13 protein-coding genes and 1 riboswitch are annotated in these 13,659 nt (G+C 68.2%); of the genes, 4 read left to right on the plus strand and 9 right to left on the minus strand.

The window, feature by feature from the left end; all coding sequences use genetic code 11:
- Positions 1-11: 11 nt before the first annotated feature.
- Positions 12-785 carry a cobalt-precorrin-6A reductase gene (locus QX094_RS00185; RefSeq protein ID WP_316187414.1) on the plus strand — a complete coding sequence of 258 codons (774 nt, stop codon included), beginning with the start codon at positions 12-14 and terminating at the stop codon, positions 783-785.
- Here QX094_RS00185 and cobJ read toward each other — a convergent pair.
- The 8 genes from cobJ to QX094_RS00225 are packed head-to-tail and all read right to left on the minus strand — an operon-like array spanning position 749 to position 9,691.
- Complete coding sequence (gene cobJ, locus QX094_RS00190) at positions 749-1,516, minus strand: precorrin-3B C(17)-methyltransferase (protein WP_316187416.1); 768 nt, start codon at positions 1,514-1,516, stop codon at positions 749-751. The two genes, QX094_RS00185 and cobJ, sit on opposite strands and share 37 nt — an antisense overlap.
- The gene (locus tag QX094_RS00195; protein ID WP_315718438.1) at positions 1,513-2,271 is read right to left on the minus strand and encodes a precorrin-2 C(20)-methyltransferase; all 759 of its coding nucleotides are present in this window, start codon (positions 2,269-2,271) and stop codon (positions 1,513-1,515) included. The genes cobJ and QX094_RS00195 overlap by 4 nt, the downstream gene beginning before the upstream one ends.
- On the minus strand, positions 2,268-2,900 hold the full coding sequence (locus tag QX094_RS00200) for a precorrin-8X methylmutase (RefSeq protein ID WP_315718437.1): 633 nt from the start codon (positions 2,898-2,900) through the stop codon (positions 2,268-2,270). The genes QX094_RS00195 and QX094_RS00200 overlap by 4 nt, the downstream gene beginning before the upstream one ends.
- Complete coding sequence (cobG, locus tag QX094_RS00205; RefSeq protein WP_316187420.1) at positions 2,893-4,176, minus strand: precorrin-3B synthase; 1,284 nt, start codon at positions 4,174-4,176, stop codon at positions 2,893-2,895. The genes QX094_RS00200 and cobG overlap by 8 nt, the downstream gene beginning before the upstream one ends.
- Entirely contained in the window at positions 4,173-7,592 is a 3,420-nt protein-coding gene (gene cobN / locus QX094_RS00210; RefSeq protein WP_316187423.1) for a cobaltochelatase subunit CobN, read from the minus strand. The genes cobG and cobN overlap by 4 nt, the downstream gene beginning before the upstream one ends.
- 9 nt (positions 7,593-7,601) lie before the next feature.
- Positions 7,602-8,639 carry a cobalamin biosynthesis protein CobW gene (gene cobW, locus QX094_RS00215; protein ID WP_315718434.1) on the minus strand — a complete coding sequence of 346 codons (1,038 nt, stop codon included), beginning with the start codon at positions 8,637-8,639 and terminating at the stop codon, positions 7,602-7,604.
- 20 nt (positions 8,640-8,659) lie between these two features.
- Complete coding sequence (locus QX094_RS00220) at positions 8,660-9,055, minus strand: DUF1636 domain-containing protein (protein ID WP_315718433.1); 396 nt, start codon at positions 9,053-9,055, stop codon at positions 8,660-8,662.
- Positions 9,056-9,058: 3 nt separating this feature from the next.
- Positions 9,059-9,691 carry a HupE/UreJ family protein gene (locus QX094_RS00225; protein ID WP_315828430.1) on the minus strand — a complete coding sequence of 211 codons (633 nt, stop codon included), beginning with the start codon at positions 9,689-9,691 and terminating at the stop codon, positions 9,059-9,061.
- A 118-nt stretch (positions 9,692-9,809) separates the two neighbouring features.
- Positions 9,810-10,003: riboswitch (cobalamin riboswitch) on the minus strand.
- Positions 10,004-10,037: 34 nt separating this feature from the next.
- On the opposite strand from QX094_RS00225, the gene cobU reads away from it, so the two are divergent.
- Genes cobU through QX094_RS00240 form a run of 3 tightly spaced genes read left to right on the plus strand, consistent with a single transcriptional unit; the run spans position 10,038 to position 12,697 of the window.
- Positions 10,038-10,574 (plus strand): bifunctional adenosylcobinamide kinase/adenosylcobinamide-phosphate guanylyltransferase, encoded by a 537-nt coding sequence (cobU, locus tag QX094_RS00230; RefSeq protein ID WP_315754529.1) that lies wholly within the window; start codon positions 10,038-10,040, stop codon positions 10,572-10,574.
- Positions 10,575-10,590: 16 nt separating this feature from the next.
- Complete coding sequence (gene cobO / locus QX094_RS00235) at positions 10,591-11,199, plus strand: cob(I)yrinic acid a,c-diamide adenosyltransferase (RefSeq protein WP_315718430.1); 609 nt, start codon at positions 10,591-10,593, stop codon at positions 11,197-11,199.
- Positions 11,200-11,203: 4 nt separating this feature from the next.
- Positions 11,204-12,697, plus strand: coding sequence for a cobyric acid synthase (locus tag QX094_RS00240; protein ID WP_316187426.1), 1,494 nt, complete (start codon positions 11,204-11,206; stop codon positions 12,695-12,697).
- Here the strand turns inward: QX094_RS00240 and cbiB are convergent.
- Positions 12,684-13,655 carry an adenosylcobinamide-phosphate synthase CbiB gene (gene cbiB, locus QX094_RS00245; protein ID WP_316187429.1) on the minus strand — a complete coding sequence of 324 codons (972 nt, stop codon included), beginning with the start codon at positions 13,653-13,655 and terminating at the stop codon, positions 12,684-12,686. The two genes, QX094_RS00240 and cbiB, sit on opposite strands and share 14 nt — an antisense overlap.
- Positions 13,656-13,659: the final 4 nt, after the last annotated feature.

The following is a 13,659-nucleotide window of genomic DNA, read 5'->3' on the forward strand; positions in this document are numbered from 1 at the left end:
CCCTGCCCCGCATGCGCATCCTCATTCTCGGCGGGACGACCGAGGCTTCGGAGCTGGCGAAGCTGCTCGCCGGCGACGACCGGTTCGCAGCGACGCTTTCGCTCGCCGGCCGCACCGCTTCGCCCAGACCGCAGCCGCTGCCGACGCGCATCGGCGGCTTCGGCGGCATCGGCGGACTGGAAGCCTGGCTGCGCGATCATGCAATTGACGCCGTCGTCGATGCCACGCATCCCTACGCCGACCAGATCTCGCGACATGCGGTTGCAGCCTGCCATGCGCTGTCGGTGCCGCTGGCGTCGATCCGGCGCGCGGCATGGCAACGTCAGGCCGGCGACCGCTGGATCGAGGTCAGCAGTGCCGACGACGCGGCTTCCGCGCTCGGAGCAGATCCGGCGCGTGTGTTCCTCAGCCTTGGTCGCCTGGAGCTCGCAGCCTTCGCAGCAGCCTCGCAGCATCACTACGTCGCGCGAACCATCGATCCGCCTGGCGACGTCGCGTTGCCGCCCGACATTCGCTTCGTCCACGATCGCGGGCCGTTCGACGAGGCGACAGAGGAAGCCTTTCTGATCCAGGAGCGCATCGCTTTCGTGGTGTCGAAGAACTCCGGAGGCGCCGCGACCTATCCGAAAATCGCAGCCGCGCGGCGGCTCGCGATTCCCGTGGTGATGATCGCCCGACCCGACAAGCCGCAGGGCGTCGCGCTGGACGGCGCGCGAGCCGCGTTGCAATGGCTGGAGGCACGACTGGCTCATGCGCCGCCCTCGACCTCGCGGCGCAGCGTATAGACGTAGGGCGCCTTTCCCTCGCGCGCGATCAGGCGCGTGGCGGTCGATCCGATCAGCACGAGCGTTCGCATGTCCGCCTTGCCGGGATCGACGTTGCCCAGCGTGGTGACGATCCGTCTGACCTCACCACTGCCCGCGGCCCGCACGATGACGACGACGGTCGAAGCCGGCTTGATCCGCCGCAGCAGCGCGAACGCCTCGCCCAGCTGATGAGGTCGCGCCTTGGACAGCGGATTATACAGCGCGATGACGAAGTCGGCGGCGGCCGCCGCCTCGAGGCGGCGGCGGATGGTCGTCCAGCTCTTGAGATTGTCGGACAGCGAGATCGCGCAGAAGTCGCCACCGAGCGGCGCCCCGACCTCGGCCGCCGCCGCCAGCATGGCTGTGACGCCAGGCTCGACGCGGATGTCGAGGTCACGCCACGCCGCCGGTCCCGCCTCGACCGCTTCGAACACCGCTGCGGCCATCGCGAACACGCCGGGATCACCGCCGGACACCACCGCGACCTGCTTGCCGTCGCTTGCGAGCGCGAGTGCGTGGCGGGCGCGGTCGAGCTCGACGCGATTGTCGCTGGCGTGCCGGATTTGACCCGGACTCGTCGTGGTCACCCTGTCGAGATACGGTCCATAGCCGATCAGATCGGTCGCGCCTGCGATGGCGGCCGCGGCGGCCGGCGTGATCAGTTCGGCCCGCCCCGGGCCGACGCCCACGATCGTCAGTGTACCCGTCATAGCCGGCGCCCTTGTCCGGGGATCAGGATCATCGAGAAATAGGGGCCGCGGTCCAGTTCGACCTCGGCCAGCGGCGCGACACGTTGCGCCTCCATCGTGCCGCGCTCGACATAGAGCGCGCGATCGAGCAATCCGGCGCTGATGATCGCGCGCTTCACTTTAGCAAGGTTGCGCCCGACCTTCATGATGACGGCGGCCTCGCAACGCGTCAGCCGGTCATGCAGGACGTCCTCGCCCAGCGTGCCCGGCAGCACGGACAGGACATCGTCGCCCCAGGTGATGGGAACATTAGCCTTGGTCCAGCAGCCGGACATGCCGGTGACGCCCGGGACGACCTCGACCGGATGATCGCGCTCGAGCCGCCGCCACATATGCATGAACGAGCCGTAGAAGAACGGGTCGCCTTCGGACAGCAGACCGACCGATCGCCCCGCCGCCAGATGCGCGGTGATGCTCTCCGACGCGCGCCGGTAGAAATCGGCGATCTGGGACTGATAGGACAAGTCGGCGACGGGCAATTCCTCCGTGACCGGATATTCGAGCCGCAGCTCGTGGCGGCCGGATTCCATCAACGGCGCCACGATCCGTCGCGCGTTGCCTTCCATCCCGCGCTTGGCAAAGAACGCCACCACGTCGACGGACCGAACCAGACCAGCGGCGCGCAAGGTCAGATAGCGAACGTCGCCCGGACCGACGCCGATGCCGTACAGCGTACCCGGATCGGCCGAGCCCGCGATGGTGTCGAGCAGGCTCATTCGACGTCGCTCGCGATCGCATTCACCGCCGCAACCGCCATGGCGCTGCCGCCCTTGCGGCCCTTGACGATCAGATACGGTACCCGACCATCGGCCGCGAGCGCCTCCTTGGACTCGCGGGCTCCCACGAACCCCACAGCCGTTCCGATCACCGCCGCCGGTCGCGGCGCGCCCTGATCGAGCATGTCGAGCAGATGAAACAATGACGTCGGCGCATTGCCGATCGCCACCAGGGCGCCGCCGAGGTGCGGCCGCCACAGCTCCAGCGCTGCTGCGGATCGGGTCGTGCCGAGCTGCGCGGCGAGCGCCGGCACCTCGTGCGCATCGAGCGTGCAGATGATCTCGTTCCTCGCCGGCAACCGCGCCCGCGTGATCCCCTGCGCCACCATCTTGGCATCGCACAGGATCGGCGCGCCACGATCGAGCGCCTCGCGCGCCGCGGCGGCGAAGTGTTCGGACATCGCGATGTCGGAGGTGATCTCGACCATGCCGCAGGCATGGATGATACGCACGGCGATCTTCTCTTCCAGTCCGCGGAAGCGCGACAGATCGGCCTCGGCGCGGATGGTCGCGAACGAGCGGCGATAGATCTCCGCGCCGTCCTTGATGTAGTCGCGCAGCTCAGACATCGGCCTTTTCTTTCGTTTCGAACAGCCCGTCGACGTCGATCTCGGTGGGATCGAGCATGCCGCAGGGCTCGCTCTTCACCGTGCCGTTGCGGACGACGTGATAACCTTCGCCCTCGCCGACCAGCACGACGTCCGCGGCTGCCGAGCGTGCGCAGCCCTTGGCGCAGCCGGAGACGTGCAGCGTGCCGTTGAATCCGGTCCGAGCCATCGCATCCGCGAGCACGCGGGCATCCTGTCGCGTCGCCAGTCCCGTCGATGGACAGCAGCCGACGCCCGAGCACGCGTCGATGCGCATCAATGGATCGGTATCGTCGACGACCAGGTCGAGCCGGGCTGCATCCGCCACCAGTTGCTCCGCGGTCACGACGCCCGCGGAGACATAAAGCGCGCGCCATGGTGACAGGCGGACCTCGGCGACATCGTGCGCCGCGAGCATGGCCGCAAGCCGCGCCAGCGTGCCACTATCGATGCGGCCGAATGGCACGCCGAGACCGACGGCGCAGGTTTGATCCGTCAGAGCAATGATGCCGCAACGTCGTTGCGATATGGTGGCTGACGCTGTCGCGATGACGTTTGAAACGTTTGAAACATCGAGGCCCAGTTCAGCGCGGATGGCAGCGCTCGCTTGCGGCTGCAACGTCGCGGAACGTCGCGTCGGGCTGTGTTGCAGCACCAGCCGCGCGAGGTGAACGGCCGTCGACGCCGCGTCGGTCACGGCTGCCGTTCCCAGCCACACATCGTCGTTCGAACTGGCAATGCCGACGGCGATCCGCCTTGCCTCAGTACCACCACAGGCGACGAGACGAACATCCGCGGCGAGCCCGGTCAGCGGCAGCCTGCCGCCGCCGTCCAGCGCAAAGCCGAACTTGGGCGGCAGCGCATGGAGCGCCTGATCCGAGGCCAGCAGCGTCTCCAGCTCGGCGGCGACGGGGCGCATGTCGACCCATTCGGCCGGGTCGAGTCCCGCCAGCGGGTTGACGACGATGTTGCGGATGGCCTCGAGCTCGGCGCTGTCATCGAGCAGGCCGAGCGATGCCATCAGTTCCCACAGCGGCGCGAGCGTCTCGGACGATACGCCGCGAATCTGCAGATTGGCACGGCGCGTGAGGTCGATCTGGCCATTGCCGTAGCGCTGAGCGGCCTCGGCAAGCTCACGCAGCGCCGACACCGGCAACGCGCCACCATGCGGCCGGACACGAACGATGAGGCCGTCGCCGCTCGGCATCGGCCGCCGCGCGCCCGGGCACCAGCCCTTGATCTCGACCGAGGCGGTCATGACGCGCTCTCCGCTTGCGTCAGGCGCGCGCGGGCATGCGCAAGCTCATCGGCGACGGCATTCCGGCGTGGCACCCACAGCTGCCGTCGCAGCGCGTCTTCGAATCGCGCCACGATCGCGGCGACGGCCGCGGGATTGCGTGCGGTCATGCCGTCCAGCACGGCCTCGTCGCGCAGCAGCGCACCATGCGCCAGATCGAACAGGTGCTCGGCAACGGTGTCGGAGGTGGCCGCAAAGGCGTAGAGCGCGTCGACGCCCTGCGCGATCTCGGCGACGCCGCGGTAGCCATGCGCGAGCATTCCCGCGATCCAGCGCGGATTGGTGAGACGGCCGCGCACCACGCGGGCAATCTCCTCGCTGAAGCTCCGCGCCGCCGGCGCCTCCGGACGGCTGGTGTCGAGATGAAGCAGTACGGGCGACGCGCCGAGCGACGCTGCAGCGGCTGCGAAGCCTCCGGCGAAATCGGCCACCTCCTCGCCATCGAGGAGGTCGCGCTCACGATCGTCCTGCGGATGCACGAGGGCATCGGCGCTGCGGACACGGGCGCGGAACGTGTCGGAGGCCGACACGCCGTCATGCGCTCCGCCGAAACTGTAAGCGGTGCTCTCAAGATACGCTTCGCCGAGCTGCGACCGGCTCGTCCAGTCCATCCCGAGCGCGAGGTCGGCGGCAACGGCGCCGTAGCTGCCGGGCGCGCCGCCGAACACGCGCGCCAGGCTCTCGCCGCGCCGCCGTGCCGCGGCCAGCGGATTGTCGGCATCGTCCTCGTCGAGTGACGCCACCTTCTGCACGGCGAGATCAAACAGCGCGATCTGCGCTTCGAACAGGTCGCGGAACAGCCCCGAGATCCGCAGCGTCGCATCGATGCGCGGGCGGTCGAGCATCGCCAACGGCAGCACGTCGACGCCGGTGACCCGATTGGAGTTGAGGTCCCAGCGCGGCCGCGCGCCGAGATAAGCCAAGGCCTGGGCCAGATCGTCGCCGCCCGTGCGCAGCGATGCGGACGCCCAGAGATCGAGCATGAGCGCGCGCGGGTAGTCGCCATGATCCTGCAAATAGCGCCGGATCACCTCATCAGCCGCGCGTACGCCGACCAGGGCCGCGGTCCGGGTCGGGATCGCGCGCGGATCGATCGCGGTCAGATTGCGGCCCGTGGGCAGCACGTCGAGACGGCCGCGGCTCGGCGCGCCGGCGGGACCGGCAGCGACGCGCCGGCCATCGAGCGCGGCCAGCAACGCGCTTCGCTCGGCCGCAGCGCTCGCGGCGATCCGTGCGGCGATGTCGGCGCGATCGACCGTCACCACCTGCCCCATCGCCGCCGTGATCGCATCGGCCAGCAGGGCGGTCGCCGCCGTGTCGGGCGCCTCCCCAAACACATGCAGGCGGTCGCGCACCGCGAGCTCCTTGATGTCGCAGAGCTGCGCATCGAGCTGCGCGATCGCCTCGCGTCCGGTCATGGCACGGTCGAGCCCGCAATCGGCGGCCAAGCCGCCCTGCCAGGCCCGCGCAACGATTTCCTCCTCGAGCAGTTTCAGGCGGCGTTTGTCGAGGCCATCCGCCTCGGCATATTCCTCGACCAGCCCCTCCAGCTCCAGCAGGGATCCGTGCAGACCGGCCTGCGACAGCGGCGGCGTCAGATGCCCGAGCGTCAGTGCCGACAACCGCCGCTTGGCCTGCATCGCTTCGCCGGGATTGTTGACGATGAAGGGGTAGATCACCGGCAGCGGGCCCAGCACGGCCTCCGGCCAGCAGGCATTTGACAGCGCCAGCGCCTTGCCCGGCAGCCATTCCAGCGTGCCATGCGCACCAAGATGGATCAGCGCATCGATCAGCTCGGCCTCTCGCAGATATGCATAGAGCGCGACATAGGCGTGCCGCGGCGGCACGCTGGTGTCGTGATAACCGGACTTGCGATCGGCGCGACTGCCACGATCCGGTTGCAACAAGATCAGGAGTTTTCCCGCACGCAGCACCGGAAAATGGAAGGCGCCATCCCGGAACGCCGGGTCCGCTTCCGCCTCTCCCCAGATGTCATGTAGCGCACGCTGCAGATCGTCCGGCAACAGCACCAGAGCACACCGATAGGCCGCGAGCGGCACCACGAGCTCATCCGCCTCGTCCCGCAGCAGCGTTTCGATATCGTCCGTGGTCGGCGCTACGCGGCCGATGTCGTACCCCGCCTCCGCCAACAGCCGCGCAATGGCGGCTGCGCTTGCGCTGGTGTCGAGACCGACGGCGTAGCCGCGGCGGCCGCCGCGCGACGGATAATCGGAGAGCACCAGCGCCACACGCCGCTCGCCGGCCGGCAGCCCCCGCAATTGCGCCCATCGCGCCGCCAGCTGCGCGACGTAAGCAATGCGGTCCTGTTGAGGTACATAGCGCATCGCGCTGAACTGCAGACGCTCATCCGCCGGCGCCTCGCCCTTGAACGCAATCGGGCGCGCCAACAGCCGGCCGTCGAGCTCCGGCAGCACGACATTCATCGCGAGGTCCGTCGGCGACAGTCCGCGCGCCGACGAGGCCCAGGCCTCTTCCGTGCTCTGCGCCTGGATGATTTGCAGAACTGGTGCATCGGCCACGTCGAGCACCGTGGTGCCGTCGTCGCGCAGCGCCGAGAACGCGGTGGCGTTCAAAATGATCGCAGGACGCCGGCGCTGGACGAGTCGCGCCAGTGCATCCCCGATATTGGGATCCTTCAGGCTGGTCACCGCGACCGCGACTGCCGCCAGCCCTTTGGCTTCGATCGCCCGCATCAGCTCAGCCATCCCGGCCGTATCGGCAGCGAGCAGGCTCGCACGGTAGAACACGATCAGCGCGCTCGGCCGCGCATCATCATGGCCGCAGAGATCATCGATGCCGACGGCTCCGCGATCGGGCATGAAGCCGACGATCGAACCGATCGCGATCGGTTCGGCAAACTGCGCGTCGCGCCCGAGCAGCGTCGCGAGATAGCGCAGGGCCTCGCGCGCATTGCCGACACCGCCCTCGTGCAGATAACCGTAGAGACGCGAGGTCGCGTCCTGCGGCAAGGTCGAGAGCTCAGCAAGCCTGTCGTCGGCGCGATCGTCACCCGGCAGTGCCGCGAACAGGATGTGGCGGCTGCGGCAGACCGATGCGATGCGCTCCAGCCCGTACCGCCAATAGTCGAGCCCGCCGAGACAGCGCACGACGACGGCGCGCGCGCCCAGCACGACGCGGTCGACATAGAGATCGACCGACATCGGATGCTTCAGCCGTTTCAAGCTGGCGAGGCGCAGGCTCGGCAGCTCATCTGACGACGCGGTCCAGGCTTCGGCCAGCGCCGACAGGTCGGTGTCCGAGAACGACAGCACGACGATCTCGGCCGGCGACTGTGCAAGATCCACGGCCTGTTCGAGGTCGTCGAGATCCGCGCCCGTCGTCGCCAGCAGGTGCATCGGTAACGCCTATCCTGTGATCAGGCTCTGGATGGCAGCGGCATCGAGGCCGCGCTCGCCGATGATCACCAGCCGCCCCTGCCGCGATTCGCCCGAGCGCCACGGGCGCTCGAACTGATGCTGGATGCGGCTACCCACGGCCTGCACCAGGAGGCGCAGCGGCTTGCCGGCGACTTCCACGAACCCTTTCACCCGCAACACATCATGTGCGTCGACGGCGGCCGCGATGCGGTCGACGAGCGCATCGGGCGAAGCCTGCGCCGGAACGTCAAGCACGAAACTCTCGAAATCGTCGTGATCGTGCTCGGCCTCGTTGTCGTGATGCGACGGCCGGGCCGCGAGATCGTCCTCCGCGGCGGCACCGAGCCCGAGCAGCACCGAAGCCGACAGCCTGCCGTGCTCCGTCGCGATCACCTTGACGGCACGCTGCACCTTCGCCGCGATCTCGGCGGCGACGTCCTTGCGCTGCTCCTCGCTCATCAGGTCGCTCTTGTTCATCACGACGAGATCGGCGCACAGCAGCTGGTCCTCGTAGACCTCCTCCAGCGGATTGTCGTGATCGAGCGACGCATCGGTGGCGCGCTGCGCGGCGAGCGCTTCGGGATCGTCGGCGAAGCGTCCCGCGACCACCGCCGGACCATCGACGACCGCAACGACGCCGTCGACGGTGACGCGCGTCGCGATCTCGGGCCAGTTGAAGGCCTGCACCAGCGGCTTCGGCAGCGCCAGCCCCGAGGTCTCGATCACGATATGCTCAGGCGGCTCCTTCTGATCCAGCAGGCTCCTGAGCGCGGGGACGAAATCATCGGCAACGGTGCAGCACAGGCAGCCGTTCGACAGCTCGACGATGCGATCCTCCGGACAATCCGGCACGCCGCAACCCTTCAGGATGTCGCCGTCGATGCCGACATCGCCGAACTCGTTGACGATGATGGCGAGCCGGCGACCGTTCGCGGTCTCGATCAGGTTGCGCACCAGCGTGGTCTTGCCGGCGCCGAGGAAACCGGTGACGATGGTGCAAGGCGTCTTGGCGAACGACTTCGTCATGGCGATACGATCTCTCGTTTTCAGCGTGGCGCTGACAGCGCAGGCACGCGCGCGACGGTGTTCTTGCGAATGTATTCGGGACGCTCGCGCCAGGCCGGCAGGCCGGCGTCATGGCGCTGATGCAGTTGCGCAAATGTCAGCACATCCCGCGCATGCAGATCCGGATCGAGCGCGCCGAGCACATAGGTCCATTTGCCCGGCGCCGTCACCGCAACCGTGCACGCACGATTGCAGTTCGACAGACACTCGACACCGACAACGGTGACACCGGCGCGCTGCGCGGTCGGCAACGTCTCGATCGCGGCGAGCAAACGGGCTCCGGCCCGCGGCTGATCAGGCGGCGTAGGTTCCGTCCCCTGCGAACGGCAAGTGACGCAGACGAACAGCGTCGTCTCACCAGTCTCGGATGCGGTCATCAATCAGCCGATCACGCCGGCCGCCGTCGCCGCGGCGACCCCACCCACCAGCACGATGGCAGCGCCCGCGAGCCGCAGCGCCAGCGGCGCAGCCGTCTTGGCCTTTGCCGACAGCAGCCTGGTGCCGAGGAACGCGCCGGCGGCGATGATGGTCTGGATCACGAGCAGACCGACGAGATAGGCCCCGAGCGGGGTATTCTCGGCCCCGACGATCGATTCGCCCAGCGCATATCCATGGACGAGACCGGTCACGGCGAACAGGCCGGCGACGGGCAGCACACCGAAACGGCCACGCATCACCACCACCAGCCCAACCACGACGGTGGTCAGGCCGACCAGCAGCTCGGCAGCCGGGATGTTGGCCTTGGCCACATGAAGGCCGACGCCCGCGATCATCGCGGTGGTGAAGGCGAGCACCGGCGCGAAGCCGCGGCCCAGAAGCGCTGCAACGATGCCCGCGCCCACGATCGCCGCCAGATGGTCGATTCCGATGACAGGATGGCCGAGGCCGGACAGCATCCCCTGCGCAAACGTCTGCGGCAGCTTGCCCCCCATCATGTGATGCGCGAAGGCGGGATCGGTGGCGAGCAGCACCAGGCTCGCGGCTGCAAAGGTCGTGGTACGGGTCAACTTCATGGCCGTCTCCGTCGCTTGCCGGCTCCCCAGAGGACCGGACGATGCGCTGCATCCGACGGCACCCCGCCCATCCCGGCGGGATCAGAACCAGCATCGCGACTCCCCGCGCGACGGGTCGGCCAACAGCAATGTCGACGGCAGGTCTCCTGGCTCTCGGGTCACCGCATGAAGCCACCTTCCCGGTTTCCCAGTGGTGTCTTGGCCTCACACTCGCCGATTACAGTTGCGGGGGCAGCCACGGCCTTGGGTCAAGAACCCGCACCGTGTTCCCTAAATCTCTCCTTTCGGAGAACCGTCATCTGTTAGATACGGGTCGCACCAAAGCCCGTCAATCGGAATCGTCCCCATGGTCCCCGCCCCGCCGCATCCCGCCCTGCCGCGCCTGACGCTGGTGCTCGGCGGTGCGCGCTCGGGCAAGAGCCGCCATGCCGAGGCCCTCGTCACCGCCCTTCCCGCGCCTTGGACCTATGTTGCAACCGCGCAGGCGTTCGACGCCGAAATGACCGACCGGATCGCCCAGCACAAGGCGCGCCGCGCCAAGGGATGGCAGACGCTGGAGACGGCGCATGATCTCGCGGGCCTCGTCCGGGCAAGCGGAGAATCGGGCGTACCGATGCTGATCGATTGCCTGACGCTCTGGCTCAGCAACGTGATGCTCGCCGACATGAACGTGCCGGCCAGATGTGCCGAGCTGATCGACGCGCTCAGGAACGCGCATGGCCCGATCGTGGCCGTGTCCAACGAAGTCGGATTGGGCATCGTGCCGGACAACGCGCTCGCGCGCGCCTTTCGCGATGCCCAGGGGCGACTGAACCAGGACATCGCGGCCTTAGCGGATCGCGTGATCCTGATGGCGGCGGGACTGCCGCTGACGTTGAAGTGACCAGGAGAAAATGCCGATGACCGGAAGTGCCGACGATTCACGCCACAAGGCGAAGATGGAGAACCGCAAGGCGGTGCAGGATGCCGAGGTCGCCTCCAAGACCGTGGAGAAGGGCCTGCTGATCGTTCACACCGGCAAGGGCAAGGGCAAATCGACGGCGGCGTGGGGCCTGATGCTGCGCGCACTCGGCCGCGGCTTTCGCATCGGCGTCGTGCAGTTCGGCAAAGGTGCGTGGGAAACAGGCGAGCGCAAGGCGATCGAGAAGTTCGGCGATCAGGTGTCGTGGCACACGCTCGGGGAAGGCTTTACGTGGGAGACGCAGGATCGTGCGCGCGACGTCGCCGCGGCCGAGCGCGCCTGGGCGAAGGCTAAGGAGCTGATGGCGGATCCGTCGATCCGGCTGCTCGTCCTCGATGAGCTCAACATCGCGCTGCGCTACGATCACCTTGATATCGCAGACGTCGTCGCCACGCTCGCAGGGCGCCGTCCCGATCTGCACGTCGTCGTCACCGGCCGCAACGCCAAGCCGGAGCTAATCGAGGCCGCCGATCTCGTCACCGAGATGAACCTCGTGAAGCATCATTTCGCGGCCGGCGTGAGGGCGCAGGAAGGCATCGAGTACTGAGTTCATGAGCGCGCGGGCCATCATGTTCCAGGGCACCGGCTCCGACGTCGGCAAATCGCTGATCGTCGCGGGGCTCGCGCGCGCGCTGACATTGCGCGGCCTCAAGGTGGCGCCGTTCAAGCCGCAGAACATGTCGAACAACGCCGCCGTCACCGCTGATGGCGGCGAGATCGGCCGTGCCCAGGCGCTGCAGGCGCGCGCGGCGCGGCGGCCGATGACGGTGCACATGAACCCGGTGCTGCTGAAGCCACAAAGCGAGATCGGGTCGCAGGTCGTGGTGCAGGGCCGCGTCATCGGCACCGCCAAGGCGTCGGCCTATCAGGCGATGAAGCCGCAACTGATGGCGGCCGTGCTCGACAGCTTCCATCAGCTCGCGGCGGATGCCGACATCGTGCTGGTCGAAGGCGCAGGCTCCGCCTCCGAGATCAACCTGCGCGGCGGCGACATCGCCAACATGGGCTTTGCGCAGGCGACGCAGATTCCGGTGGTGCTGATCGGCGATATCGATCGGGGCGGCGTGATTGCGAGCCTGGTCGGCACCAAGACGGTGATCCCGCCGGACGATGCCGCGCGCGTGGCAGGTTTCCTCGTCAACAAGTTTCGCGGCGACCCCGCCTTGTTTGCGTCGGGCATGAACGAGATCGCGCAGCGGACGGGGTGGACATCGCTCGGGCTCATTCCGCATTTTCCGGATGCGCGCCGCCTGCCAGCGGAGGACGCGCTTGGCCTGGCTGAACGCGGATCATCGGGAGGACAACGGCCGAAGGTCGTCATCCTCGCCTACCCGCGCATTTCCAATTTCGACGAGTTCGATCCGTTGCGGCTGGAAGATGGAATCGATCTGCAGTTCTTGCGGCCAGGCACGCCGATCCCCGGCGACGCATCGATGGTGATCCTGCCGGGCTCGAAGGCGACGATCGCCGATCTCGCCGCCCTGCGCGGCGCCGGCTGGGACATCGATCTGGCCGCGCATCTTCGCCGCGGCGGTCGCGTGCTCGGCATCTGCGGCGGCTATCAGATGCTCGGGCGCGTGATCAGCGATCCCGATGGGCACGAGGGTGCAGCTGGTTCCGTCGCGGGACTTGGCCTGCTCGACGTCGAAACGACCCTGACCGATGACAAGGCGTTACGCGAGGTCCAGGGCACGCTGACGCACGATAAGCTCTCGTTCCGCGGCTACGAGATGCACATCGGCCGCACGGAGGGACGGGCGACACAGTGCCCCTTCCTGACCTTCTCCGATGGCCGGCGCGATGGCGCCATCGCGCCTGATGGCCTGGTAGCCGGCTGCTACGTGCATGGCCTGTTCGCCGACGACGGCCTGCGCAGCCATTGGCTGCGCGGCCTCGGCGCGACGACCAGCGGCCTCTCCTATGAGATCGATGTGGACACGACGTTGGATGCACTCGCGGCGCATCTCGAGCGCTACGTCGACGTTGACCGTATCCTGGCATTGGCGAGCAAGCCCGCGCCGCCCGTGGCGGCTACAGGATCCTGACCAGGACGAGTCCTGCGACGACCAGGGCTTGAACCAGACAGGCCAGCCGATACAGCCGCAAGGCCTGCCGGATGTCGGACGCGTCGAGATCGGCGCGCCCGTCGCCCATCCAGGCATCGGTGACGAGATGACCGTGATAGACGCGCGGCCCCGCCAAGCGCAGTCCGAGCGCACCGGCCATCGCCGCTTCCGGCCAGCCGGCGTTGGGCGAACGGTGCTTCGACGCATCGCGTGCAACGGCTCGCACCGCGGCCGAAGCCGAGGCGCTCGGGATGCAGGCCGCGGCGGCTGCGATCCACAGCGCGGACAGGCGCGAGGCCGGCAGGTTGACGAGATCGTCGAGCCGCGCCGCCGCCCAGCCGAACGCGCGGTGACGGTCCGAGAGATGACCGATCATGCTGTCGGCGGTGTTGAGAGCCTTGTAGATCAGGATGCCCGGCAGCCCGCCGACGACGAGCCAGAACACGGGTGCGACGACGCCATCGGAGAAGTTTTCTGCCAGGCTCTCGATCGCGGCCCGCGCGACGCCGGCCTCATCCAGCCGCTCGGGATCGCGGCCGACGATCATCGAGACGGCTCGGCGGCCGCCCTCGAGCCCCTCCTGCCCCAGTCCCTCTGCAACCGCGGCGACATGCGTGTCGAGACTGCGCTGGGCCAGCAGGCTGCTTGCCGCCACACCAAGGATGATGGTTGCGACCGGTTCGCCGACGAGCGCCTGCATGACCCATGTTGCGGCGAGACCGGTGGCCATCATCCCCGCGACGAGCAGGCACACGAGCGCAATGCCGCGCGCGCGTCGTGCGGCAAAGCCGTCTGCTGCCCTGTTCCAGCGGCGGTCCCCCCATGCTATCAGCGCGCCCACCCACATCACGGGATGACCGATCCGCTGCACCAGGACCTGGGGATAACCGACCGCCGCCTCGACGAGGAGCGCCGTGAGCGCGAGAGAGACGAACATCGAT

It is taken from the genome of Bradyrhizobium sp. SZCCHNS1050 (assembly GCF_032484785.1).
Classification (GTDB): Bacteria; Pseudomonadota; Alphaproteobacteria; order Rhizobiales; family Xanthobacteraceae; genus Bradyrhizobium.

What these genes read in the sequence shown, in the direction of transcription:
- QX094_RS00185 (WP_316187414.1), top strand. Translation starts at nt 12, where the DNA reads ATGCGCATCCTCATTCTCGGCGGGACGACCGAGGCTTCGGAGCTGGCG.
- cobJ (WP_316187416.1), bottom strand. Translation starts at nt 1,516, where the DNA reads ATGACGGGTACACTGACGATCGTGGGCGTCGGCCCGGGGCGGGCCGAA.
- QX094_RS00195 (WP_315718438.1), bottom strand. Translation starts at nt 2,271, where the DNA reads ATGAGCCTGCTCGACACCATCGCGGGCTCGGCCGATCCGGGTACGCTG.
- QX094_RS00200 (WP_315718437.1), bottom strand. Translation starts at nt 2,900, where the DNA reads ATGTCTGAGCTGCGCGACTACATCAAGGACGGCGCGGAGATCTATCGC.
- cobG (WP_316187420.1), bottom strand. Translation starts at nt 4,176, where the DNA reads ATGACCGCCTCGGTCGAGATCAAGGGCTGGTGCCCGGGCGCGCGGCGG.
- cobN (WP_316187423.1), bottom strand. Translation starts at nt 7,592, where the DNA reads ATGCACCTGCTGGCGACGACGGGCGCGGATCTCGACGACCTCGAACAG.
- cobW (WP_315718434.1), bottom strand. Translation starts at nt 8,639, where the DNA reads ATGACGAAGTCGTTCGCCAAGACGCCTTGCACCATCGTCACCGGTTTC.
- QX094_RS00220 (WP_315718433.1), bottom strand. Translation starts at nt 9,055, where the DNA reads ATGACCGCATCCGAGACTGGTGAGACGACGCTGTTCGTCTGCGTCACT.
- QX094_RS00225 (WP_315828430.1), bottom strand. Translation starts at nt 9,691, where the DNA reads ATGAAGTTGACCCGTACCACGACCTTTGCAGCCGCGAGCCTGGTGCTG.
- cobU (WP_315754529.1), top strand. Translation starts at nt 10,038, where the DNA reads ATGGTCCCCGCCCCGCCGCATCCCGCCCTGCCGCGCCTGACGCTGGTG.
- cobO (WP_315718430.1), top strand. Translation starts at nt 10,591, where the DNA reads ATGACCGGAAGTGCCGACGATTCACGCCACAAGGCGAAGATGGAGAAC.
- QX094_RS00240 (WP_316187426.1), top strand. Translation starts at nt 11,204, where the DNA reads ATGAGCGCGCGGGCCATCATGTTCCAGGGCACCGGCTCCGACGTCGGC.
- cbiB (WP_316187429.1), bottom strand. Translation starts at nt 13,655, where the DNA reads ATGTTCGTCTCTCTCGCGCTCACGGCGCTCCTCGTCGAGGCGGCGGTC.